Origin of the sequence: Cereibacter sphaeroides 2.4.1, assembly GCF_000012905.2 — a bacterium.
Lineage (GTDB): Bacteria > Pseudomonadota > Alphaproteobacteria > Rhodobacterales > Rhodobacteraceae > Cereibacter_A > Cereibacter_A sphaeroides.
Genome location: NC_007494.2, coordinates 78,145 through 97,266, shown reverse-complemented (window position 1 = coordinate 97,266; position 19,122 = coordinate 78,145). Strand labels below are relative to the sequence as shown.

Genomic DNA, 19,122 nt, shown 5'->3' with positions numbered 1-19,122 from the left:
TCGGCAGGTCAGATCGGAGCTGGTCTTCTGGGCGTCGGCTGCCGGGGCAGCCCGCGCGCCTCTCCTTCGGTCGACCAAAGCCGGACGACGTTGAGGAGGTCGGCCGCGATCCCCCCTCCGCTGCGGGCCGCGCGAGGGCACAGCGCCCTCGTCTTCGCGCCGAAGGGGACGCCGCACGGCGGAACCTCTGTCTGCTGGGTCGGTAAGCATCGCTGTGCCCTTGCTCACACTCCTGCCGACTCCTTTCGGAACCGCCAGGCCGCCCCTCTTAACATGCGATTGCATCTAACGGAGCGTCCCGCTAAGGTGCCATGAAGCCAGGTTTCCCCAGCGCGCATCCGTTTCGCATCAGCTGACCCTGGAGACCCATGTCCATCCTGTCGCCCCGAACGATCCGGCTTCTGGCCGGGAGCGCCGCCCTGAGCGGGTCCTGCGTCGCCGCCCATGCGCAGGATCTGGCCTTCTCGCTCGATCCCATCGTGGTGCAGGCGCGCGACGATTTCGCCGAAGCCGCCGACCGCGCCACCTCGATGTATGTCGCCGATGCCGAGCTGGAGCGCGCGCGCACCGGAGACCTCAAGGACGTCTTCGCGGGCATCGCCTCTGTCTCGGTCGGAGGGGCGCTGCCTCTCACGCAGAAGATCTTCGTGAACGGCGTCGACATGCTGAATCTCGGCGTCAGCATCGACGGGGCCGCGCAGAACAACCGCGCCTTCCACCATGTCTCGGCCAATGCGATCGATCCGGGGCTGCTCAAGCAGGTGCGCGTGGATGCCACGATCTCGCCGGCCGATGCCGGGCCCCATGCGCTCGCGGGCTCGGTCGTGTTCGAGACGGTCGATGCCGCCGACATCCTCGGCGAGGTGCAGCGCTTCGGCGGCACCCTGCGGCTGAGCTACGGCGACAACGGCAAGACGGCGCAGGGCGCCCTGACCCTCGCCGGGCGCGAGGGCGGCTTCGAGTGGCTGGCTTACGCCAAGCGCGCCACGGGCGACGATTACGAGGATGGAGACGGGGCCACGCGGCTCGGGACGGCGGCCAATCTCAAGAGCGCGCTGGGAAAGCTCGCCTATGAGAGCGACGGCGGCCACCGGTTCGAGCTGTCGGCGCTGCGCCTGAGGGACGACGAGCTGCGCCAGTTCCGCGCGAATTTCGGCGGTCTGGGCGGGGTGGTCGATCAGCTGCGCGTCTACGACACGACGCGGGAAAGCTGGTCGCTCTCCTACGAGAACACGCAAGGCGAGGGGATGTGGGATCCGAGCCTCCGGCTCGGCTATTCGGAGAGCGACGTCGTCATTCCCCTGCCCTACGACAGCAACGGCCTGTCGGGCACATGGTCGGCCACGCTGCAGAACGATTTTCACCTGAACGCCACCGACCGGATCTCGGCCGGCCTCGACTGGCAGCGCCGGTTCGGGGAATATTCGAGCCCGACCTTCGGCGAGTTCCTCGATGAGACATCGCACAACCTCGGCCTCTTCGTGCAGGCCCGGCTCGAGCCCACCGATCGCTGGCGCCTTTCGTTCGGCGGCCGCCTCGACCGGCAGGAGTTCGAGGGCGTCGATGGCAGCGACCTCGGCCACTCGGGGCCCTCGGGCAACCTCTCCGCAAGCTACGCCCTGACCGAGCGCCTCACGTTGCGCGGCGGCCTGTCCTCGATCTTCGGCGGCATCGACATCGAGGACAATTACATCTTCCGGCCGAGCTGGAGCTACGACAGCCTCCGGCCGTCGCGGGCGCGGAACGCGAGCCTCGGCTTCGACTGGGACGTGGGCGCCTTCAAGGTCGGAGGCGAGCTCTTCCTGACCGAGATCAACCGCGCGCGCAGTGCCACCGAAATGTTCGACTTCGAGAGCCGCGGCTTCAACCTCGGCGCGACCTACGGCTGGGACGGTGGCTTTGCGCGCGTCACCCTCTCCCACAGCGAGGTGAAGGTGGACGGCGCAAAGGCCGCGGGCTACGAGGCGCTCGACTTCGGCGCCCCTCTGGGCACGGTGGCCGCGGTCGAGCTTCAGCAGGACACGGCAGTTGCGGGGCTGCGGCTCGGCGGCGGGCTCGATCTCGCGCTCGACCACGACATGCCCGCTACGGCCGAACGGGATCTCGCGGGCTATTCGGTGGTGAACCTCTTTGCCGAATATGTGCCGCCTGAGGCGCAGAACCTCACGCTCCGGCTGCAGGTCGACAACCTATTCGACAAGACCTATGCGGACCGCGCGACCTACGGCGCGGAATACAGCGACGTCACCTCGCTGAAGGAGCCGGGCCGGACGATCACGCTCAGCGCGGTCACGCGCTTCTGAGGGCGGCGGTCGCGGCCGTCAGGGATAGAGCCGGATCAGCAGCGCCGCCAGCGCATAGCCCTCTTCATGGCTGAGGCGGGCGCCGAGCTCTTCGTGGATGGCTTCGCGGTAGATCTGCCAGATCCGGTCGTGCAGTCCCCGGCCCGCCGGGGTCAGCGAGAGGATCTGCCCCCGGCCCTGCCCCGGCGCGCGCCGCCGGGCGATCCAGCCGCGCGCCTCGATGCGCGCGACATGGCGCGACAGGGCATATTGCGCCACGAGAAGCCGCCGCTCGATCTCGGCCATGGCGAGGCCGGAGGGCTCTGCCCGCTCCAGTTCCAGAAGGATCTCGTACCAGACGACATCCTCGACCCCCTCCGCCTTCAGCCGGCGCGCGACCTTCGGCATCAGGCTGCGCTGGACGCGCAGCAGATTGAACCAGGCCCGGTTCAGGCCCATGGACGGGTCGGGATCGTTCTGGAACGGGATCGGACGGGAAGTCAGGGACAAGACAGGAACCTATCGGTCGGGAGGGTGCACGATCTTCCTCGCCCGGCGCAGGAACGGCAAGGTGCCCTTCTTCGGCTGCTCTCTCCAAAGCGCTCCCCCGCTCGCAGCCCGGGCGTCGTCTCCGGCGCTGTGCGGCACCGGCAGCGGGTGCTTGGGCGCGATGGGGGGAGGACCGGCAGGCGGCGGCACCGTGCCTGCGGAGGCCGGTTGCCACGGGCGGAAATCTCGGTCACATCGGGGGCCGGATCGTCCTGCAGCCCCCGAAGACCCGAGGTGACCCATGCATCGACTGCTCTTTCCCGTCTTGGCCGCGATGCTGGCCCTTGCCGGCTGCGCGGGAAGCCCGGGCGGACAGGTGGTCGTCGAGCGTGCGGGCGACGAACTCCTGAAGCTCCGCGCCGGGCCGGGGCTCGGCTACCGTGTCCTCCTCGGCCTGCCGGACGGCACGGCGCTCCGGCGTCAGGGCTGCGTGACGGAGATGGGCCAGCTCTGGTGCCGGGTGTCGCCGGTCAGTGCGCCGCGGATCGTGGGCTACGTCTCCGCCGACTACCTCTCGGAGCGCTGAGGGCGGGTTCTTCGGTGCCGACGCCTCCTTCGCGACATGACGCGGCGGAGAGAGGCATGGAGGCTTCGGCCCTTGCCGACCGCGGCCCGGTGCGGGCCGCGGCGCGAGAGGCGGTTAGTGCGCCGCAAGCCATTCCGTCGTCAGATCGAGATCGCGCTGGGTCGGCCCGTGGCCCGCAGGCAGGGTGCGGTGGGTGAGCGCCGCGCCCGCCTCCGTCAGCCGCTCTGCCAGTCGGGCGGCGTTCTCGGCCGGCACGATCGGATCGGCGCTGCCGGAGAGGATCAGCACCGGCCGCCCCTCGAGGCGGCCCGACGGGGGCCTCGCCAGCGGCACCATCGGCCGGAGCAGGACGGCGCCCGCCAGCACCTCGGGCCGGAGCCAGAGGAGCGCCGCCGCAATGTTGGCGCCGTTCGAGAAACCGAGCGCCACCGGCGCTGCGAGGCCGTAGCGGGCCTGCGCTTCGTCTATGAAGTCGGCGAGATCGTGGGCGCGGCGCTCCACATCGGCCTCGTCGAAGACGCCCTCGGCGAGCCGGCGGAAGAAGCGCGGCCGCCCCTGCTCGAGCACCGCGCCGCGCGGCGACAGGAGCGCCGCCCCGGGCGCGACCGCCCGTCCCAGCGGCACGAGGTCGGATTCGTCGCCGCCGGTGCCGTGCAAGAGCAGGAGCGGCGGGCGGCCGGGATCGGTCGCGGGCACGAAGAGGTGGCGGTGGGACAGGGTGTCGGTGGACATGGCATCTCCTTGAGTCTGCGGCGGGCAGCGTCGGGGCCCGGCTGCGCCGCCGCGGGTCCGCGGACAGCAGGCCGACGCGTCCTGACCGCGCGGGGCGGGTCGGGAATGGAGCGGGCGCAGCGGTGGTCCGCTGCGGGTGCCCGGGCCGGAGGGGGCGCGCCCCGCACAGAAGCGGTGCGGCGAGGTCGCCCGATCGCGCGGGCCGAAGCGGGATACATCAGCGGGCGACGCGCGAGGCTGCGGCAGTCCCGCGCGCGACCGCGGCGAGTCCTCCGAAGGCGCCGCAGCGCCTCCGGATCGCGTCAGTCGGAGGCGCGGTAGCGCCTCCGGGTCGCTTCAGTCGGTCAGGGCCGGCAGCCGGGCCTCGATCTCCTGCCGGTAGGGCTCGTACTGCGCCGGCAGCTTCAGCCCACGGCCGAGATCGGCCAGCGGCTCGTCGACCGTGAAGCCGGGGCCGTCGGTCGCGATCTCGAACAGCACGCCACCCGGCTCGCGGAAATAGAGCGAGCGGAAGTAGTTCCGGTCCTGCTGCTCGGTCGTCCGCAGCCCGTGGGTCTCGGCCAGCCGCGTCCGCATCGCCGCCTGCTCCGCATCGTCGGCGGCGCGGAAGGCGATGTGATGGACCGACCCCGCTCCCATGCGGCCCGGAAGGAACTCGCCCGCCTCGCGGATGTCCACGAGACCGCCGATCCCGCTGCCCGAGCGATAGCGCAGGACGGTGCCCTCGCGCCCGGCCTCGGCGAAGCCGAGGACGTCGGTCAGGATCGCGCCGGTGGCGCCCGCCTCGCGCAGGAGGAGGCTCACGCCGTGCAGGCCGCGGATGGCGGCCTCGGCCGGAATCGCATCGGTGCCCGCGGCAGGCTCGCCCTCGATCCCCGGCACGCCCACGAGCGCGAGCCGCATGCCGTCCGGGTCGCGGAAGGCCAGCACGGTCTCGCCGAAGAGCCGGACGGGCGCCTCGTGCGGCACGGCCTCGGCGATCAGCCGGTGGGTCCAGAAGCCGATGGCGGCCTCGGGCACGCGGAAGCGCGTCTCCTGCGTTTCGCCGATGCCGGCCCGGCCGGGAGCCGCGTGTTCCCACGGGAAGAAGGTGAGCAGGCTGCCGGGTCCGGCTGCGTCATTGCCGTAATAGAGGTGGTAGCTGCCGGGGTCGTCGAAGTTCACCGTCTTCTTGACGAGGCGCAGCCCGAGCGTGCGGGTATAGAAGTCGAGATTGCGGCGGGCCGGGCCGGAGATGGCGGTGACATGGTGCAGGCCTTGGGTCATTTCGATCCTCCTCGGGGCCGGGGCGGCCCCTTCGCGTTGACAGGAAGATGGGGAAGGCCGGCCGCCGCGTCACCCCGCTTCCCATTGCATCCATGCAAGACTAACCTTGCACCGATGGCGCGCTTCTTGCGCCGGAGCACAGACCGCGAGGGCATTCTCCATGGCCGATCCCTTCCGAACGCTGGCGTGGGACGATTTCCGGCTGGTGAAGGCCGTGGCCGCGGCGGGCGGCCTGACGGGGGCGGCCGCGGCCCTCGGCATCGCCCATTCCACCGCCTTCCGGCGTCTGGGCCAGATCGAGGAGCGCCTCGGCACCCTCCTCTTCGAGCGCCACCGCACCGGCTACGCGGCCACCCCCGCGGGCGAGGAAATGGTGGCGCTGGCAGAGCGGGTCGATGGCGATATCGCGGCCTTCACCCGCCGCCTCGCCGGGCAGGAGATCCAGCCCGCGGGCGAGTTGCGGGTCACGACCAGCGAGGCCCTGCTCGTGCATCTCCTGACGCCGATCTTCGCGGCCTTCCAGCGCAAGTGTCCCGAGGTGCGGCTCGATGTGGTGATCGCCGATGCGGCGCTGAACCTCTCCAAGCGCGACGCGGACGTGGCGATCCGCGCCACCGACACGCCGCCCGAGGCTCTGGTCGGTCGCCGGGCCGCCCGCATCGGCTGGGCGCTCTACGGCCCGCGGGGGGCCGAGGCCCCCGTCCCCTGGGTCTCGCTGAACGAGAGCTTCGCCGCGCTGCCGGTGGTGAAGGCCGAGCGTGCACGCGTGCCGGCCGAGCGGGTGGTCTACCGGCTGAACAGCCTGAGCGGCCTTGCGGAAGCCATCGCAGCCGGGATCGGCCAGGGCCACCTGCCCTGCTTCATCGGCGATAAGCGCGAGGATCTCGTGCGGCTGTCGGCCCCGCTTCCGGAGTTGGCGGCCGATCTCTGGCTTCTCACGCATCGGGAATTGCGCCACTCCGCCCGGGTGCGGGTGTTTCTGGACTTCGTCGCGGCCGACCTGCGCACGCGAAAGCCGTTCATCGAGGGGGAGGCTTGACCGCGAAGGAATGCCGTCATCGAGGTATCGGCGCGGCACGGGGCCACGCGCCTCCGGTTTGAGCCAGTAGCCGCTCGCAGCGGCGACGACCGCCTGTCAGCGCGAGACGAGCAAATGGGGGTGCGCTGCTTCGGTTGGGCAGACATCGCCGATCTGGATTTTCTCTCCGGCGGCTGCGCTGCGCCTCCGGGGGAGGCGCAGATCGCGAGGACCCTCCCGGGACGTTGCTTCTGCCGGACCGGAAGAGGCGGGCCTTCGGGCCCGCCTCCGTCTCTGGTCAGCCGGGCCTCCGGCGTCAGCCGATGCGGCCGCCGCCCTGCCGGGTGATCGCCACGACGGCCGGGCGCACCGGCATGTCGTCCTTGAAATCCGGCCAGCGGGTGGAGAGATCCTCGTAGTAGGACAGGCGGCCGTGGCCCTCCCAGTCCTCGCCGCCGTCGCCCGGATGCTGGACCGCAACGAAGAAGGTGCTCATGTCCTCGGTCGGGCAGGGGCCGCAGAGTTCGGCCCCGACCGGCACCCGGTAGAAGAGGCGCGAGGTCCCGCGCGCATCGCCCTCGGTGTCCACCGCCCAGAGGCCGTCGGTCCGGCCGGTATCGGCCATCGAGTTGCCGTCGGTCGAGACCCAGAGGCGGCCGTCGGCATCCACCGCGGCATTGTCCGGCATGCCGAACCAGCCGTTCTTCGTGGTCTCGGTCGAGAAGGTCGCGCCCACCTCGGCCACCGCCGGGTCGCCGCACTGGAGCAGGATCTCCCACCGGCCGGTCGTGGCCGTGAAATCTCCGTCGGCCTCGAGGATCTCGATGATATGGCCGAAGGCGTTCTTCACGCGCGGGTTGGCGGCATCGGCCTCGGTGCGCTTGGTGTTGTTGGTCAGCATGACATAGGCGCGGCCGGTCTGCGGGTTGGGCTGGATGTCCTCGGGCCGGTCCATGGGCGTGGCCTCGAGAAGGTCCGCCGCGCGCCGCGTCTCGATCAGCACGTCGGCCTGGCTTTCGAAACCGTTCTCGGCCGTGAGCGGACCCTCGCCATGGACGAGCGGGATCCACCGCATCGAGCCGTCGGCCTCGAACCGGGCGACATGGAGCGTGCCCTCGTCGAGGAGGTCCATGTTGGCCGCGCGGTCGTCGGGGTTGTAGCGGCCGTTGGTGACGAACTTGTAGACATAATCGAAGCGCTCGTCGTCGCCGAGATAGAAGACGACGCGGCCGTCCTTGGCCACGACGCTTTCAGCGCCCTCGTGCTTGAAGCGTCCGAGGGCCGTCCGCTTCTTCGGCACCGAAGTGGGGTCCATCACATCGACCTCGACGATCCAGCCGAAGCGGTTCGGCTCGTTGGGCTCCTGACCCACGTCGAAGCGCTTGTGGAACCTGCCCCACTGGTAGGAGGCGCCGGGCACGCCCAGCCGCTCGTGGTTGCGCGCCTCCGGATGATCGGCCGGCAGGTCGCCCAGGAAGTAGCCGTGGATGTTCTCCTCGGCCATGATGTAGGTGCCCCACGGGGTGACGCCGCCCGCGCAGTTGTTGATCGTGCCGAGCACTTCGGCGCCCGACGGATCCTCCGAGGTCTTCAGCCGGTCATGACCCGCCGCCGGGCCCGTGAGCTGCATCCGGGTCTTGGCGGTGATGCGGCGGTTCAGGCGCCCGTCGAGCACCGGCGCCCACTTGCCGTCCACCTTGCGCAGTTCGATCACGGTGCCGCCGTGGGCGGCCATCTCGATGTCGGCCCGGTCCGCGGTGGCATCGGCCACCACCATCTCGCCGTCCTTCAGGGTGACGACGTTCGGGAACATCAGATGTTCGTTGGTATATTCGTGGTTCACGACCAGAAGGCCGCGGTCGGTCGCCCCGTCGAGCGGAATGAACCCCACGAAGTCGTTGTTGTAGCCGAACTGGCGCTCCTGCGCCGCCTCGCTCTGGGCCCGCGGATCGAACTCCGGCGCATCGGCGAAGACCTTGTCGCCCCAGCGCAGCAGGACATCGGCATCGTAGCCCTCGGCCACATGGTGGTCGGCATCGACGCCGGCCTCGACCTCGGGGAAGCTGAAGGCGGAGCTGCCCTGCGCACGCGCCTCGCCCGCGGCAAGGAGCGCCACCGGAGAAACGGTCGTCGCGATGGCGGCGGAGGCCATCGAGCCCTTGAGGAAGCCGCGGCGCGAGAAGCGCGCGGCGATGATGTCGCCCATCGTGGGAGTGGCGGTCGGATTGAGGCCCGGCCCGTCGGCCTCCTCCAGCTTCGAGGTGCGGAAGATCTGGCTCTGACGCAGATCGGTCATCGGTCTTCTCCTGGCCGTTGCTCGGTCAGGACCGGTGCTACGCGCGAAGCGCAACAGAAACATGTCACTGCGACATTTTGCGCGCGCTGCCACGCGGGCTCCAGCAGGCGGACAGCGTGGGTCGGAAAGCGCCGGTAAAGGGCGGGCCGGGTCCGCCCCGCCTGCCGCCCCTCTCCGATCAGCCGCCGGTGTGGTTCATGCCGCGCGCCATCGCGCCCTGCACGCCGCCCGCGAGGTAGCCGAAGGCGTGGCCCGCAGGTTTCAGGCGCAGCGCGGTCTGAATGGCCGCATAGAGCCCGAGCCCCGCCTCGCCGTCGCGGAGCGCCGGGCGCAGGTCGCTCGACCCTTCGGTGCCGAGGCAGGTGTAGAGCTCGCCCCGGCAGCTCAGGCGCACGCGGTTGCAGGTGGCGCAGAAATTGTGGCTGAGCGGGCGGATGAAGCCGATCGTCTGGCCGGTCTCCGCGACCCGGACATAGGAGGCGGGGCCGCCGGTCGAGAGCGCCGTGTCGGCGAGCCGGTAGCGGGTCTCGAGTTCGGCGCGCAGCTCGCTCAGCGGCCAGAACTGCGAGAGCCGGTCCTCGACCCCGAATTCGCCCATCGGCATGACCTCGATGAAGGTGAGATCGCAGCCCTGCTCGGCGCACCAGTCCACGAGACGGAAGAGCTCGTCGTCATTCTGCCCGCGCAGCGCCACCGTGTTGATCTTGACCCGGAGGCCCGCGGCCTGCGCCGCGGCGATGCCCCCCAGCACATTCTCCAGCCGGCCCCAGCGGGTGATCCGGCCGTATTTCGCGGGATCGAGCGTGTCGAGCGAGACATTGACCCGCTTCACGCCGCAGTCGGCCAGTTCGGCCGCATGGCGGGCGAGCAGCGTGCCGTTCGTGGTGAGCGTAAGCTCCTTCAGCGCGCCCGAGCGCACATGGCGCCCCATCGCCTGAAAGAAGGTCATGATGCCGCGCCGCACGAGCGGCTCGCCCCCGGTGACGCGCAGCTTGCGCACGCCCAGATCGACGAAGGCGCTCACCAGCCGGTCGAGCTCTTCCAGCGTCAGGAGCTCGCGCTTCGGCATGAAGCTCGTGTGTTCGGACATGCAGTAGGTGCAGCGCAGGTCGCAGCGGTCGGTGACCGAGACGCGCAGGTAGGTGACCGTGCGGCCGAAACTGTCGCTGAGCGGGACAAGGGGATCATGAAGCATGGCGACATCCTTGGGGATCGGCGGGCGGAAGAAAGGCGGGCAGGGCGATCACGGGATCAGCCCCGCCCGCAGGCGAACCGGTACCAGTGGAGCCGGTCGCCGGTGCGAATGCGGTCGAGGTGGGACGGAACGAGAGCGAGACCGTCCGCCTCGGCCAGGGGATAGAGCGAGCCGGAGCCGCCCTCGCCCAGCCGGCGCAGGATCGGCACGCCCTGCACCTGACCGTGGCCCATCCGCACCGGCACGACCTCGGCACGGCCCGGCTTGCGGAGGCCGTCGAAGCCGGACCGCGCGGGCTCGGTGAAGAGGGGCGTCCAGGGCAAGCGCAGCATCTGCGCGATCTGGGCCGCGACGAAGAGATGGAAGGTGACGAAGGCCGCGAGCGGATGGCCGGGCAGCGCGGTGACGGCGGTCGGGCCGAGGCGGCCGAACAGCACGGGCTTGCCCGGCTTCAGCGCCACGCGCCAGCCCTCGACCGTGCCGCCCGCCGCTTCGAGTGCGGGGCGCAGATGGTCGCGACCGCCCATCGAGACGGCGCCGGACGTCACCAGCAGATCGTGACGCCCGCCGAGCGCCTGCAGCCGCGCCACGAGGGCGTCGCGGTCGTCGGGGAGGATCCCCAGATCCTCGACCTCGGCGCCGGCGGCCTCGGCCAGGGCGATCAGCATGGGGCGATTGCTGTCCGGGATGCCCTCGGGCCCCTGCCCGTCCCGGCCGAGTTCGTCGCCGGTCGACAGGATGCCCAGACGCGGACGGCGCACGACGGCCAGCGCGCCGATCCCGTTCGCGGCCAGCAGACCCACATGCTGCGGACGGACCCGCGCGCCGGACCGCAGGAGCGTGCCCCCTTCGGGCTGCTCGCTGCCGGCGCGGCGGACATGGTCGCCGGCCTTTGCGGGATGGCGGAGGCGGAGGCGGCCGCCCTCCTCGATGCAGTCCTCGAGGGGCACGACGGCATCGGCACCCTCGGGCAGGAGGGCCCCGGTGAAGATGCGGAGGCTCGCGCCCTCGGACAGGGCGCGGCGCGGCTCTCCGGCGGCAATGGTGCCCGCCACGGGCAGTGTGCCGCCCTCGCCCGGATCGCCCGCGCGCAGGGCGAACCCGTCCATGGCGGAGCGGTCGGCGGCAGGCAGGGCCCGCGGCGCCGAGATCCTGCGCGCGGCGACCCGGCCCGACGCCTGCGCCAGCGGCACGGTCTCGGCCTCGGCGATCGGAGAGACGAGCGCGCGGGCGAGCCGGGTTGCGGCTTCGATGTCGAGCAGCGGCGGAGGCGTGGTCTCGGCGGACACCGGCTTGTCTCCTCGGGTGCGGCGGCGGCTGTCGCCACCGAAGCGGGTGATGTCAGAAGTCCCGGCCCGGCAGCGGGTGCGGGCCGGGAAGGTGAGGCGGCGGCGGAACCGCCGCCCCGGCCGGGGCGCCTCAGGCGTCCTTCGGCGTGTCGAACACGGTCACCGTCACCGGCGCGCCCGCATATTTCTCGACATCCGCGAGGATGGTCTGGCCGCAGTTGCCCTGCGCCAGCTTCGAGGTGCCGACGTCGAGCGACAGCACGTTCACGTCGCCGTATTTGTCGAGCGTGCCTTCCTCCGAGGGGTCGAGCGGGTCGTACCAGCCGCCCTCGTAGACCTGGATCGCGCCCGGCATCACCGCGTCGCTCACCTTCGCGCCCACGAGGATCTGCCCGCGGTCGTTGAACACCCGCAGCACATCGCCGTCCGCGATGCCGCGCGCGGCCGCATCGTCGGGGTTGATGAGACAGGGCTCGTGCCCCGCCACCGCATAGAGGTCGCGCAGCGAGGTGCCGTTCAGCTGCGAGTGCAGCCGCGAGTTCGGGTGGCTCGCCACCACATGGAGCGGATATTTCGCCCCCGGCCCGCCGAGACGCTCGGCCGGTTCCATCCAGGTCGGATGGGCCGGGCAATCGTCATAGCCCATCTTCTCGATGTTCTTCGAGTAGATCTCGATCAGGCCCGAGGGCGTGCCGAGGGGGTTGAACAGCGGATCCTCGCGGAAGTCGGCATAGCGAACGAAGTTCGCGCCCTCGGTGATCGGGAACTCGACGATCCCTTCCGACCAGAAGTCCTCGAACGACGGCATCTCCATCTGCTTGAACTCGGCCTGCTTCACCGCCGCCTCGTAGAACGAGCTGATCCAGCCCATCTCGTCGCGGCCTTCGGTGAATTCCTTGCCCTTGCCCAGACGCTCCGTCAGGGCTGCGAAGATGTCGTAGTCCGACCGGGCCTCGTAGAGCGGATCGACCACCTTCTTCATCGCGAGGATGGCGCGGTTCGAATAGTCGCCCACCGACTCGATGTCGTTGCGTTCGTAGGAGGTCGTCGCCGGCAGGACGATGTCGGCGTGGCGCGCGGTGGCGGTCCACTGGAAGTCCTGCACGATGAAGGTCTCGAGCTTTTCCCAGGCCTTGAGCATCCGGTTGCGGTCCTGGTGGTGCGCGAAGGGGTTGCCGCCCACCCAGTAGGCCAGCTTCACGTCGGGATAGGTCGCCGTGGCACCGTTGAACTGGAACTCGCCGCCCGGATTGAGCAGCATGTCCACCACGCGGGCGCAGGGGATCGAGGCCGCGCCGCTCGCCGACAGCCAGGCCGCACCTTCGACCGGCTTGCCGCCGTCCGAGATACCGCCCAGCGCCGGGCCGTCGCTCGTGGGCGAGCCACCGTTGGAGTAGTGGTAGCTGAGGCCGAAGCCGCCGCCCGGAAGACCGATCTGGCCGATCATCGAGGCCAGCGTGACGAGCATCCAGTGCGCCTGTTCGCCATGGTGCATCCGCTGGATCGACCAGCCCGCGGCGAGCATCGTCCGGCCGCCCACGAAGCGGCGGGCGAGTTCCTTGATCTGCTCGGCCGGCAGGCCGCAGATCTCGGCGGCCCATTCGGCCGTCTTGGGCGTGCCGTCGCTCTCGCCGGTCAGGTAGGCCGCGAAGATGTCGAAGCCCGAGGTGCAGTTCTCGATGAAGTCCTTGTCGTGCAGATCCTCGCTGTAGAGCGTGTGCGCCATGCCGAGCATCAGCGCCACGTCGGTCTGCGGCCGCGGCGACACGAGTTCGGCGCCGAAATAGTCGGCCGTCTCGGTGCGCACGGGGTTGATGCAGATGACCTTGGTGCCCTTTTCCTTCATTGCCTGCATGCCCGCGAAGGCGCCATGGTCGGGGACCACCCAGCCGATCTGGTTGGTCTTCACCGGATCGGCGGCCCAGAAGACCATCAGTTCGGTGTTGTCCACCACCACGGGCCAGGCGGTCTGCTGCTCGTAGACCTCGAGCGTGCCCATGACATGCGGCATGATGATCTGCGCGGCGCCGGTCGAATAGTCGCCCGACGAGTTCACGAACCCGCCCGCGAGATTCAGCGCGCGGCGCATGAGGACCTGACAGTTGTGCAGCCGGCCCGGGCTCTTCCAGCCGTAGGAGCCGCCGAAGGTGCCGGTGGGCCCGTAGCTTTCCTGAACGCGCTTCAGTTCCTTGGCCACGAGGTCGAGCGCCTCATCCCAGGTGACGCGGACGAAGTCGCCGTTGCCGCGGGTGGAGCGGTCGGCGTTCACGCCCTTCTCGAGGAATTCGCGGCGCACCATCGGATATTTGATCCGCGTGGGCGAATAGATCGAATCGAGCACGCCCGGCAGCTGGTGCGACGGCGCGGGGTCCTTGTCCCAGGGCTCGAAGGCCACGGCGCGGCCGTTCTCGACCCGGGCCTTGAACACGCCCCAGTGGCAGCCCGACATGACCTCGCCGTTGGCGAGACCTTCCGCGCGGGCTCCCTGCGCGAGGAGCGAGGTGCCGCAGAGACCGAGAGCCCCCACAGCCGCCGTATAGCTCAGGAAGGCGCGCCGCGAGAGTTCGGCATGCAGCTCCTGACCTGACAACTTAGTCATCTGGCTTTCCTTTCTTCCGTATGACGGTCTTGCCGGGCTTCGTCCCGGGCGGGGCATGCGGCCACCGCGGCGGTCAGGAGACGCGCGGCGCCTCCCCAGAAGCCCGTCGTATCCTCTTCGAGGCAACGTGCGCAGAAGGCCGGGATCCAGCCCTGCAGGCGTTCTTTCATGGCGCTAGTGCCGGGATCCCCGCTCACGAGCAGGAAGGACAGGAGCGCGAGCTCGACCGAGATGTGGTCGGGCGGCTCGACGCAGCCTGCGCCGAGCGAGAGGTCGGCCCGGGCGAGGAGATGCTGCATCTCGGCCGCCGGGGCCTGATAGAGCCGCCCGTTTCCCCGCCAGGCGGATTCGCACGGCACCACCGTGCGGCGGCCGCCGAAGCCGAGGAACAGCCGGTTGAAGGCCGTCCCGAGCCGGGCTGCGAGGGCTTCGTCGCTGCCCTCCCCGGCCAGCGCCTGCCGCATGGCGGCGGCGCCGGGGGCGAAGTCGGGGTCGGCCGCAAGGCTGGCCAGCCAGGCCGCGGCTTCCCCGCGGCGATAGGCGCCGATCTCGGGGGCCGACGGCGGGGCGATGAACACTTCGGCCAGCCAGGCACAGAGCGGGGCGATCTCGCCGGCCCCGGCGGCAGGCGCCGGGACGGGCATGTGGGCGCTGGGGAGGGAATGCGCGAGGGTCATTCCGCAGCTCCTTCCGGTTCCACGTCCTTCGCATGCATCTGGACGTAGCGCTGCACGAGGCGGAACTGTTCGTCATCGAGCGGCGCCCGGCTCTTCATGGCGTTGAGCGTGCCGATCCACTGGTTGGCGAGGAAATGCTCGGTGTGGGGCAGGACGTGACACATGCCGCAGGCACCGTTGAACATCTGCTTGCCATACTGCCAGAGCGCTTCCTGGTCGTCGGTCAGGTCGCGGTTGCGCACCCAGGCCGTCAGCGAGACATCCGTCCAGGTCTGTTCGGTGTCCGGATCGACCATGGACGCGCCCGCCACGATCGAGCCCGTGGCCGTCGGCGCCAGTGCGGCGTTGAAGATCCGCTTGCCCTGCTTCTCGTAGATGACCCGCTCGGCGCCTTCCTGCTGCCAGCCCTTCACCGCGACCTGCACCCACTCACCCTTCACGTCGACCACCTGCATCGGCGTCGCGGCCAGAAGCCGGCCGTCGGCCTTCGCCTTGTCGCCCGAGGGCCGCTCGAGATAGGCCTCGATGGTCTGGAGCGGATAGAGCGTCTCGCCCTTGCTGGGCTTGAGCGACTGCGAGGCCTTCTCGAGCTTCGAGAACAGCGCGCGGTAGCCGCTGGCCATGTCGGGCAGCTTGTGGGCGATGCCCTTGTGGCAGTCGATGCAGGTTCCGCCCTCGTTCATCGCCTGCTGCATCTGCTTCGAGGCCTCGGGCTTCTGGTGGGCGAAGTCCATCGCGTTGAACGAGTGGCAGGTCCGGCAGGTGGCCGAGTCGTTGGCCTTCATGTCGGCCCAGACGGTCTCGGCCATCTCGAGCCGGTGCGCCTCGAACTTCTCACGCGTGTCGATGGTGCCCTGAATTTCGCCCCAGAGGTCCTTCGCGGCGAGGAGCTTCGCGCGGTAGAGCTTCCAGCCGGATTTCGGGACGTGACAGTCGGCGCATTCCGCCCGCACGCCCGAGGTGTTCTGGTAGTGGATGGTGGTCTTGTATTCCTCGTAGTTGTTGTCCCGCATCGAGTGGCAGCTGATGCAGAATTCCGTCGTGGTGGTCTTTTCCACCACATAGTGGAACCCGTTCCATCCGACCGCACCGGCGATGCCGCCGGTCACGAGCAGGACGCCGAGCCCCCATTTCGTGCTCGGTCGCCAGAAAGCCTTCCAAATCCTGCTGATCACTTTTGCCTCCGAAGCCCGGCCGCGAGAACGCCCCCATGCCGCAGGAATGCGGCGGGCGCGCCGGTCCTTCCCCGAAGGTCCACCGGCTTGCTGCCTCTGTTGAAAGCCAAGGTGGAGGAGCGGTGTGAACCGCGTTGCGTCAGATTGTTAACCTGGCGTAAAATGATGTGAACAGGATGTTAACAGCGGCCAAGTGAATGAGTTGCCGTTGAAATCGGGGCGCGAAAGGGTGCATTAGGTCCAACCGGCCGCAGGAGACCTCGCGCGTCATGAAGAAGAACTACCACATGCTTGTCGTCGAGGACGATCCGGTCAGCCGCCAGACGCTCGCGATGTATCTGCGCAAGGAAAATCACGAGGTCAGCGAGGCGCGCGACGGCGAGCAGATGCGCCGCGTCTTCGCCAAGGGCGACGTGGATGTGGTGATGCTCGACATCAACATGCCGGGCGAGGACGGGCTGTCGATTCTGCGGGAACTGCGCCGGCAGTCCGAGGTCGGCATCATCATGGTGACGAGCCGGAAGGAGGATGTGGACCGGATCGTGGCGCTGGAGCTCGGCGCGGACGATTATGTGACCAAGCCCTACAACATGCGCGAGATCCTGCCGCGGGCAAAGAATCTCGCCCGGCGGGTGGCGGCCCTGCGGCTGGTGCGGCCGGACCAGCCGGCGACGACCTTCGACGGCTGGACCCTCGACGCGGCCCATTGGGCGCTGACCGATCCCGCGGGCAATCATGTCAAACTGACACGGGCCGAGTTCGAGCTGCTGGCCACCTTCGTGGCCCATCCCGGGCAGGTCCTGACCCGCGACCAGCTGATGAACCATGTCGGCCGCCGCGGGCACGAGACCTTCGACCGGACCATCGACGTGCTAGTGCGCCGCATCCGCCGCAAGATCGAGGCGGACCCTTCCGACCCGCGGCTGATCGTGACCGTTCACGGCATCGGCTACGTCTTCCAGGCCTGACGCCGGAAGAGACCGCCTCAGCTCTCGGCCACTCCGGCACTGGCTTCGGCCCAGGCGAGATCGGCCAGCGCCGGAGCGGCGCGGCAGTCGGAGACCAGCTCGAGCACCAGAGCGGCCTCGCAGCCGTCCGCCGCGGCCGCGGTCTCGACCTGCTCTGCCTTGTCGGAGAGACCCCTGAAGCCCAGATGCCGCGCCGCCCCCTTCAGCCGGTGGGCCAGAGACGTCACGGACCGCATGTCGGCCTCATCCATCGCCAGTTCCAGCGCACGGGCCGTCTCGAGCACGCTCTGCCGGAAGGTCTGGACGATCCGTGCGGCAGAGGTACGTCCCAGCGCCTCGGCATGACCCCGCAGCACGCAGAGATCCACCGACTGCAAGGCGCGCCGGGCCGGCGCGGCCTTGCCCAGCGGCGTGGGCGAGGAACTTCCGACCAGACGGGAGAGGATCTCTTCAAGACGCGCGAAATGGAAGGGTTTGCCCAGGAAGGCGTCGATCCCCGCCTCGGTCAGCGCCGCCGGATCCACACCCGGGCCATGCGCGGAGAGCGCCACCAACGGCAGCTCCGCCGTGTGCCTGTCGGCGTGGCGGCGGATCGTGCGGGCCAGCTCCAGCCCGTCCATGTCCGGCAGGTTGAGGTCCGTCAGCACGAGGTCGAAGCGGTGCTCGCCGAGGGCGACGAGCGCCGCCTCGCCGGTGCCGGCGACCCGGACGCCGTGGCCGGCAGCCGAGAGCAGGCTCTGCGCCACCAGCGCATTCACCTCGTCATCCTCGACCACCAGCAGATCCAGCGCCCGTGCCGGCGGAGGCGCGTCGGCCGTCGCATCGCCCGGGGGCTCGCTCCCGCCCGGAGCGAGCGCCACTTCCAGCGTGAAGCGGCTGCCGAAGCCGGGCGTGCTGCGCACGTCGAGGCGCCCCCCCAGATGTCCGGCGAGCCTCCGGCAGATCGCGAGACCGAGGCCGGTGCCGCCGTGGCGGCGCGAGATCGAGCTGTCGGACTGGATATAGGGTTTGAAGATCTCCTCGAGCTTCTCGGCCGCGATGCCCGGCCCGGTATCGCTCACGGTGAAGCGGAAGCGATGGCCGCCGGCGAGGCGCTCGGCCCCGATCACAACGGTTCCCTCCGGGGTGAACTTCACCGCGTTGCTCGTGAGATTGATGAGGATCTGCCGCAGCTTGCCTGCATCTCCCAGGACCGGCGGCAGGTCCGTCCGCTCGATCACGATGCGAAGCTGCGGCTTGCGGCGCACCAGCGGCTGCATCATCCGCGCCACATCGTCGAGGATCTGGTCGATCGAGAAATCCACCTGCTCGAGCTCGACCAGCCCGGACTCGATCCGCGCGTAATCGAGCACGTCGCTCACGATCGAGGCGAGCACCTCGGTCGACCGCTCGATCGCATCAACATAGCCGCGGTCGCGGGAGGCAAGCTCGGACTGCTTGAGAAGTTCGGTGACCCCCCCGATGCTGTGGATCGGGGTGCGGATCTCGTGGCTCATCGTGGCGAGGAAGTCGGTCTTGGCGCGGGCCAGCGCCTCGGCCTGTTCGCGCGCCCGCCGCGCTTCGGTCACGTCGTGGAAGGTGACCACGATGCCCACGAACTTGCGGCTGACGTCCAGCATCTCCTGCGCCGTGATCGAGTACCAGCGCTCGCCGATGCAGGTCAGCACATCGCCCGCCTCGCCGCGCAGCTTCACCGCCTCGAGGTCGAAACCCGCGAGATCGGCGAACCTGAGGTTCGCCTCCGGCCCGTAATAGACCGAGCCCGGCAGGGCATCCTGCAGGAAGAGACGCGCGGCGGCGAAGTTCATGTTCTCGATGCGCCCGCCGTCATCCACCAGCAGCACCGGATTGTTCATGCTTTCGAAGATGGTCAGATACTTGTTCTTCTCGTTGACGAGCGCCCGGTTCACCGAGAGCAGCTGGTCGTGATCGAGAGTGCCCAGCTCGCCGCTCCAATGGGCGCAGATCCCAATCTCGGCCCGGTCGAAGAAACCCCGCAGGAGGCGCAACCAGCCCTCGCGCATCGCGGCGGGAACCCGCGCCTCGGCGGTGACATTCAGATAGACATCGCGATAGCCCTTGAAGGCGCCGATGAAGGTCTCGAGCGAGATGCCCCGCAGGCGGTGGCGGAGACCGGCCTCGATGCCATAGGCGGTGCTGGGATCGGTGCCGATATCTGCGTCATAGTCGATGGCGGCTTCGGCCGACTGGTGGTCGAGCATGAGGATGACGGAGTCCGTCAGCCCCTGAACGGACGAGCGCCAGGCCTCGGGCAGCGTCGAGACGAGGTGGCTGTAGCTGCGGGTGCTGGCGTAGGCGACAACGCGTTCGGTCAGAAGGGTCTCGCTCGACTCCAGATAGTCGGCAAGCGCGCTCCGTTCGGCCGCCGAGACGCCCACGGGCGCAAGTTCCGCACTGACCGCAAAGGGGAAGAACCGCTCCGACTTCTCGGCTATCATCGACCAAACTCCTTCCAAGGCGCATGAAGTGGGGCTCCGGGGCGCGAGCCCCTTGCCCGTTCCGCGCGCCCGGCACGTCCATCTCCATGAT

General features: G+C 69.6%; 14 protein-coding genes. 4 read left to right on the top strand and 10 right to left on the bottom strand.

All coding sequences use genetic code 11. The features are described from left to right. The first annotated feature begins 368 nt into the window (after positions 1-368). The gene (locus RSP_RS15925; protein ID WP_011339007.1) at positions 369-2,303 is read left to right on the top strand and encodes a TonB-dependent receptor plug domain-containing protein; all 1,935 of its coding nucleotides are present in this window, start codon (positions 369-371) and stop codon (positions 2,301-2,303) included. 18 nt (positions 2,304-2,321) lie between these two features. Here the strand turns inward: RSP_RS15925 and RSP_RS15920 are convergent, their stop codons facing one another. Then, positions 2,322-2,792 (bottom strand): MarR family winged helix-turn-helix transcriptional regulator, encoded by a 471-nt coding sequence (locus RSP_RS15920; protein ID WP_011339006.1) that lies wholly within the window; start codon positions 2,790-2,792, stop codon positions 2,322-2,324. Between the two features lie 280 nt (positions 2,793-3,072). Between RSP_RS15920 and RSP_RS15915 the strand changes: the two genes are divergently transcribed. Then, positions 3,073-3,357: an SH3 domain-containing protein gene (locus RSP_RS15915; protein ID WP_011339005.1), complete on the top strand. Its 285-nt coding sequence runs from the start codon at positions 3,073-3,075 to the stop codon at positions 3,355-3,357. A 114-nt stretch (positions 3,358-3,471) separates the two neighbouring features. On the opposite strand, the gene RSP_RS15910 is transcribed toward RSP_RS15915, so the two are convergent. Continuing rightward, complete coding sequence (locus RSP_RS15910) at positions 3,472-4,089, bottom strand: alpha/beta hydrolase (protein WP_011339004.1); 618 nt, start codon at positions 4,087-4,089, stop codon at positions 3,472-3,474. Positions 4,090-4,425: 336 nt separating this feature from the next. Further along, positions 4,426-5,355, bottom strand: coding sequence for a ring-cleaving dioxygenase (locus RSP_RS15905; RefSeq protein ID WP_011339003.1), 930 nt, complete (start codon positions 5,353-5,355; stop codon positions 4,426-4,428). 160 nt (positions 5,356-5,515) lie between these two features. Between RSP_RS15905 and RSP_RS15900 the strand changes: the two genes are divergently transcribed. Next, positions 5,516-6,394 carry a LysR family transcriptional regulator gene (locus tag RSP_RS15900; RefSeq protein ID WP_011339002.1) on the top strand — a complete coding sequence of 293 codons (879 nt, stop codon included), beginning with the start codon at positions 5,516-5,518 and terminating at the stop codon, positions 6,392-6,394. 295 nt (positions 6,395-6,689) lie between these two features. On the opposite strand, the gene RSP_RS15895 is transcribed toward RSP_RS15900, so the two are convergent. The 6 genes from RSP_RS15895 to torC form a co-directional block, all read right to left on the bottom strand. Beyond that, entirely contained in the window at positions 6,690-8,669 is a 1,980-nt protein-coding gene (locus tag RSP_RS15895; protein ID WP_011339001.1) for a PhoX family protein, read from the bottom strand. Between the two features lie 178 nt (positions 8,670-8,847). After that, a complete protein-coding gene (gene moaA, locus RSP_RS15890; RefSeq protein WP_011339000.1) occupies positions 8,848-9,864 on the bottom strand; it encodes a GTP 3',8-cyclase MoaA in 1,017 nt (338 codons plus the stop codon). 56 nt (positions 9,865-9,920) lie between these two features. Then, positions 9,921-11,153 (bottom strand): molybdopterin molybdotransferase MoeA, encoded by a 1,233-nt coding sequence (locus tag RSP_RS15885; RefSeq protein WP_011338999.1) that lies wholly within the window; start codon positions 11,151-11,153, stop codon positions 9,921-9,923. Positions 11,154-11,283: 130 nt separating this feature from the next. Further along, positions 11,284-13,752 carry a trimethylamine-N-oxide reductase TorA gene (gene torA, locus RSP_RS15880; protein WP_011338998.1) on the bottom strand — a complete coding sequence of 823 codons (2,469 nt, stop codon included), beginning with the start codon at positions 13,750-13,752 and terminating at the stop codon, positions 11,284-11,286. Continuing rightward, positions 13,749-14,429: a TorD/DmsD family molecular chaperone gene (locus tag RSP_RS15875; RefSeq protein ID WP_011338997.1), complete on the bottom strand. Its 681-nt coding sequence runs from the start codon at positions 14,427-14,429 to the stop codon at positions 13,749-13,751. The genes torA and RSP_RS15875 overlap by 4 nt, the downstream gene beginning before the upstream one ends. Continuing rightward, positions 14,426-15,604 carry a pentaheme c-type cytochrome TorC gene (torC, locus tag RSP_RS15870; RefSeq protein ID WP_011338996.1) on the bottom strand — a complete coding sequence of 393 codons (1,179 nt, stop codon included), beginning with the start codon at positions 15,602-15,604 and terminating at the stop codon, positions 14,426-14,428. Before torC ends, RSP_RS15875 begins: the two co-directional genes overlap by 4 nt. A 269-nt stretch (positions 15,605-15,873) precedes the next feature. Between torC and dorR the strand changes: the two genes are divergently transcribed. Next, a complete protein-coding gene (gene dorR, locus RSP_RS15865) occupies positions 15,874-16,572 on the top strand; it encodes a two-component system response regulator DorR (protein ID WP_002723488.1) in 699 nt (232 codons plus the stop codon). 17 nt (positions 16,573-16,589) lie between these two features. On the opposite strand, the gene dorS is transcribed toward dorR, so the two are convergent. Beyond that, complete coding sequence (gene dorS, locus RSP_RS15860; protein ID WP_011338995.1) at positions 16,590-19,031, bottom strand: two-component system sensor histidine kinase DorS; 2,442 nt, start codon at positions 19,029-19,031, stop codon at positions 16,590-16,592. Positions 19,032-19,122: the final 91 nt, after the last annotated feature.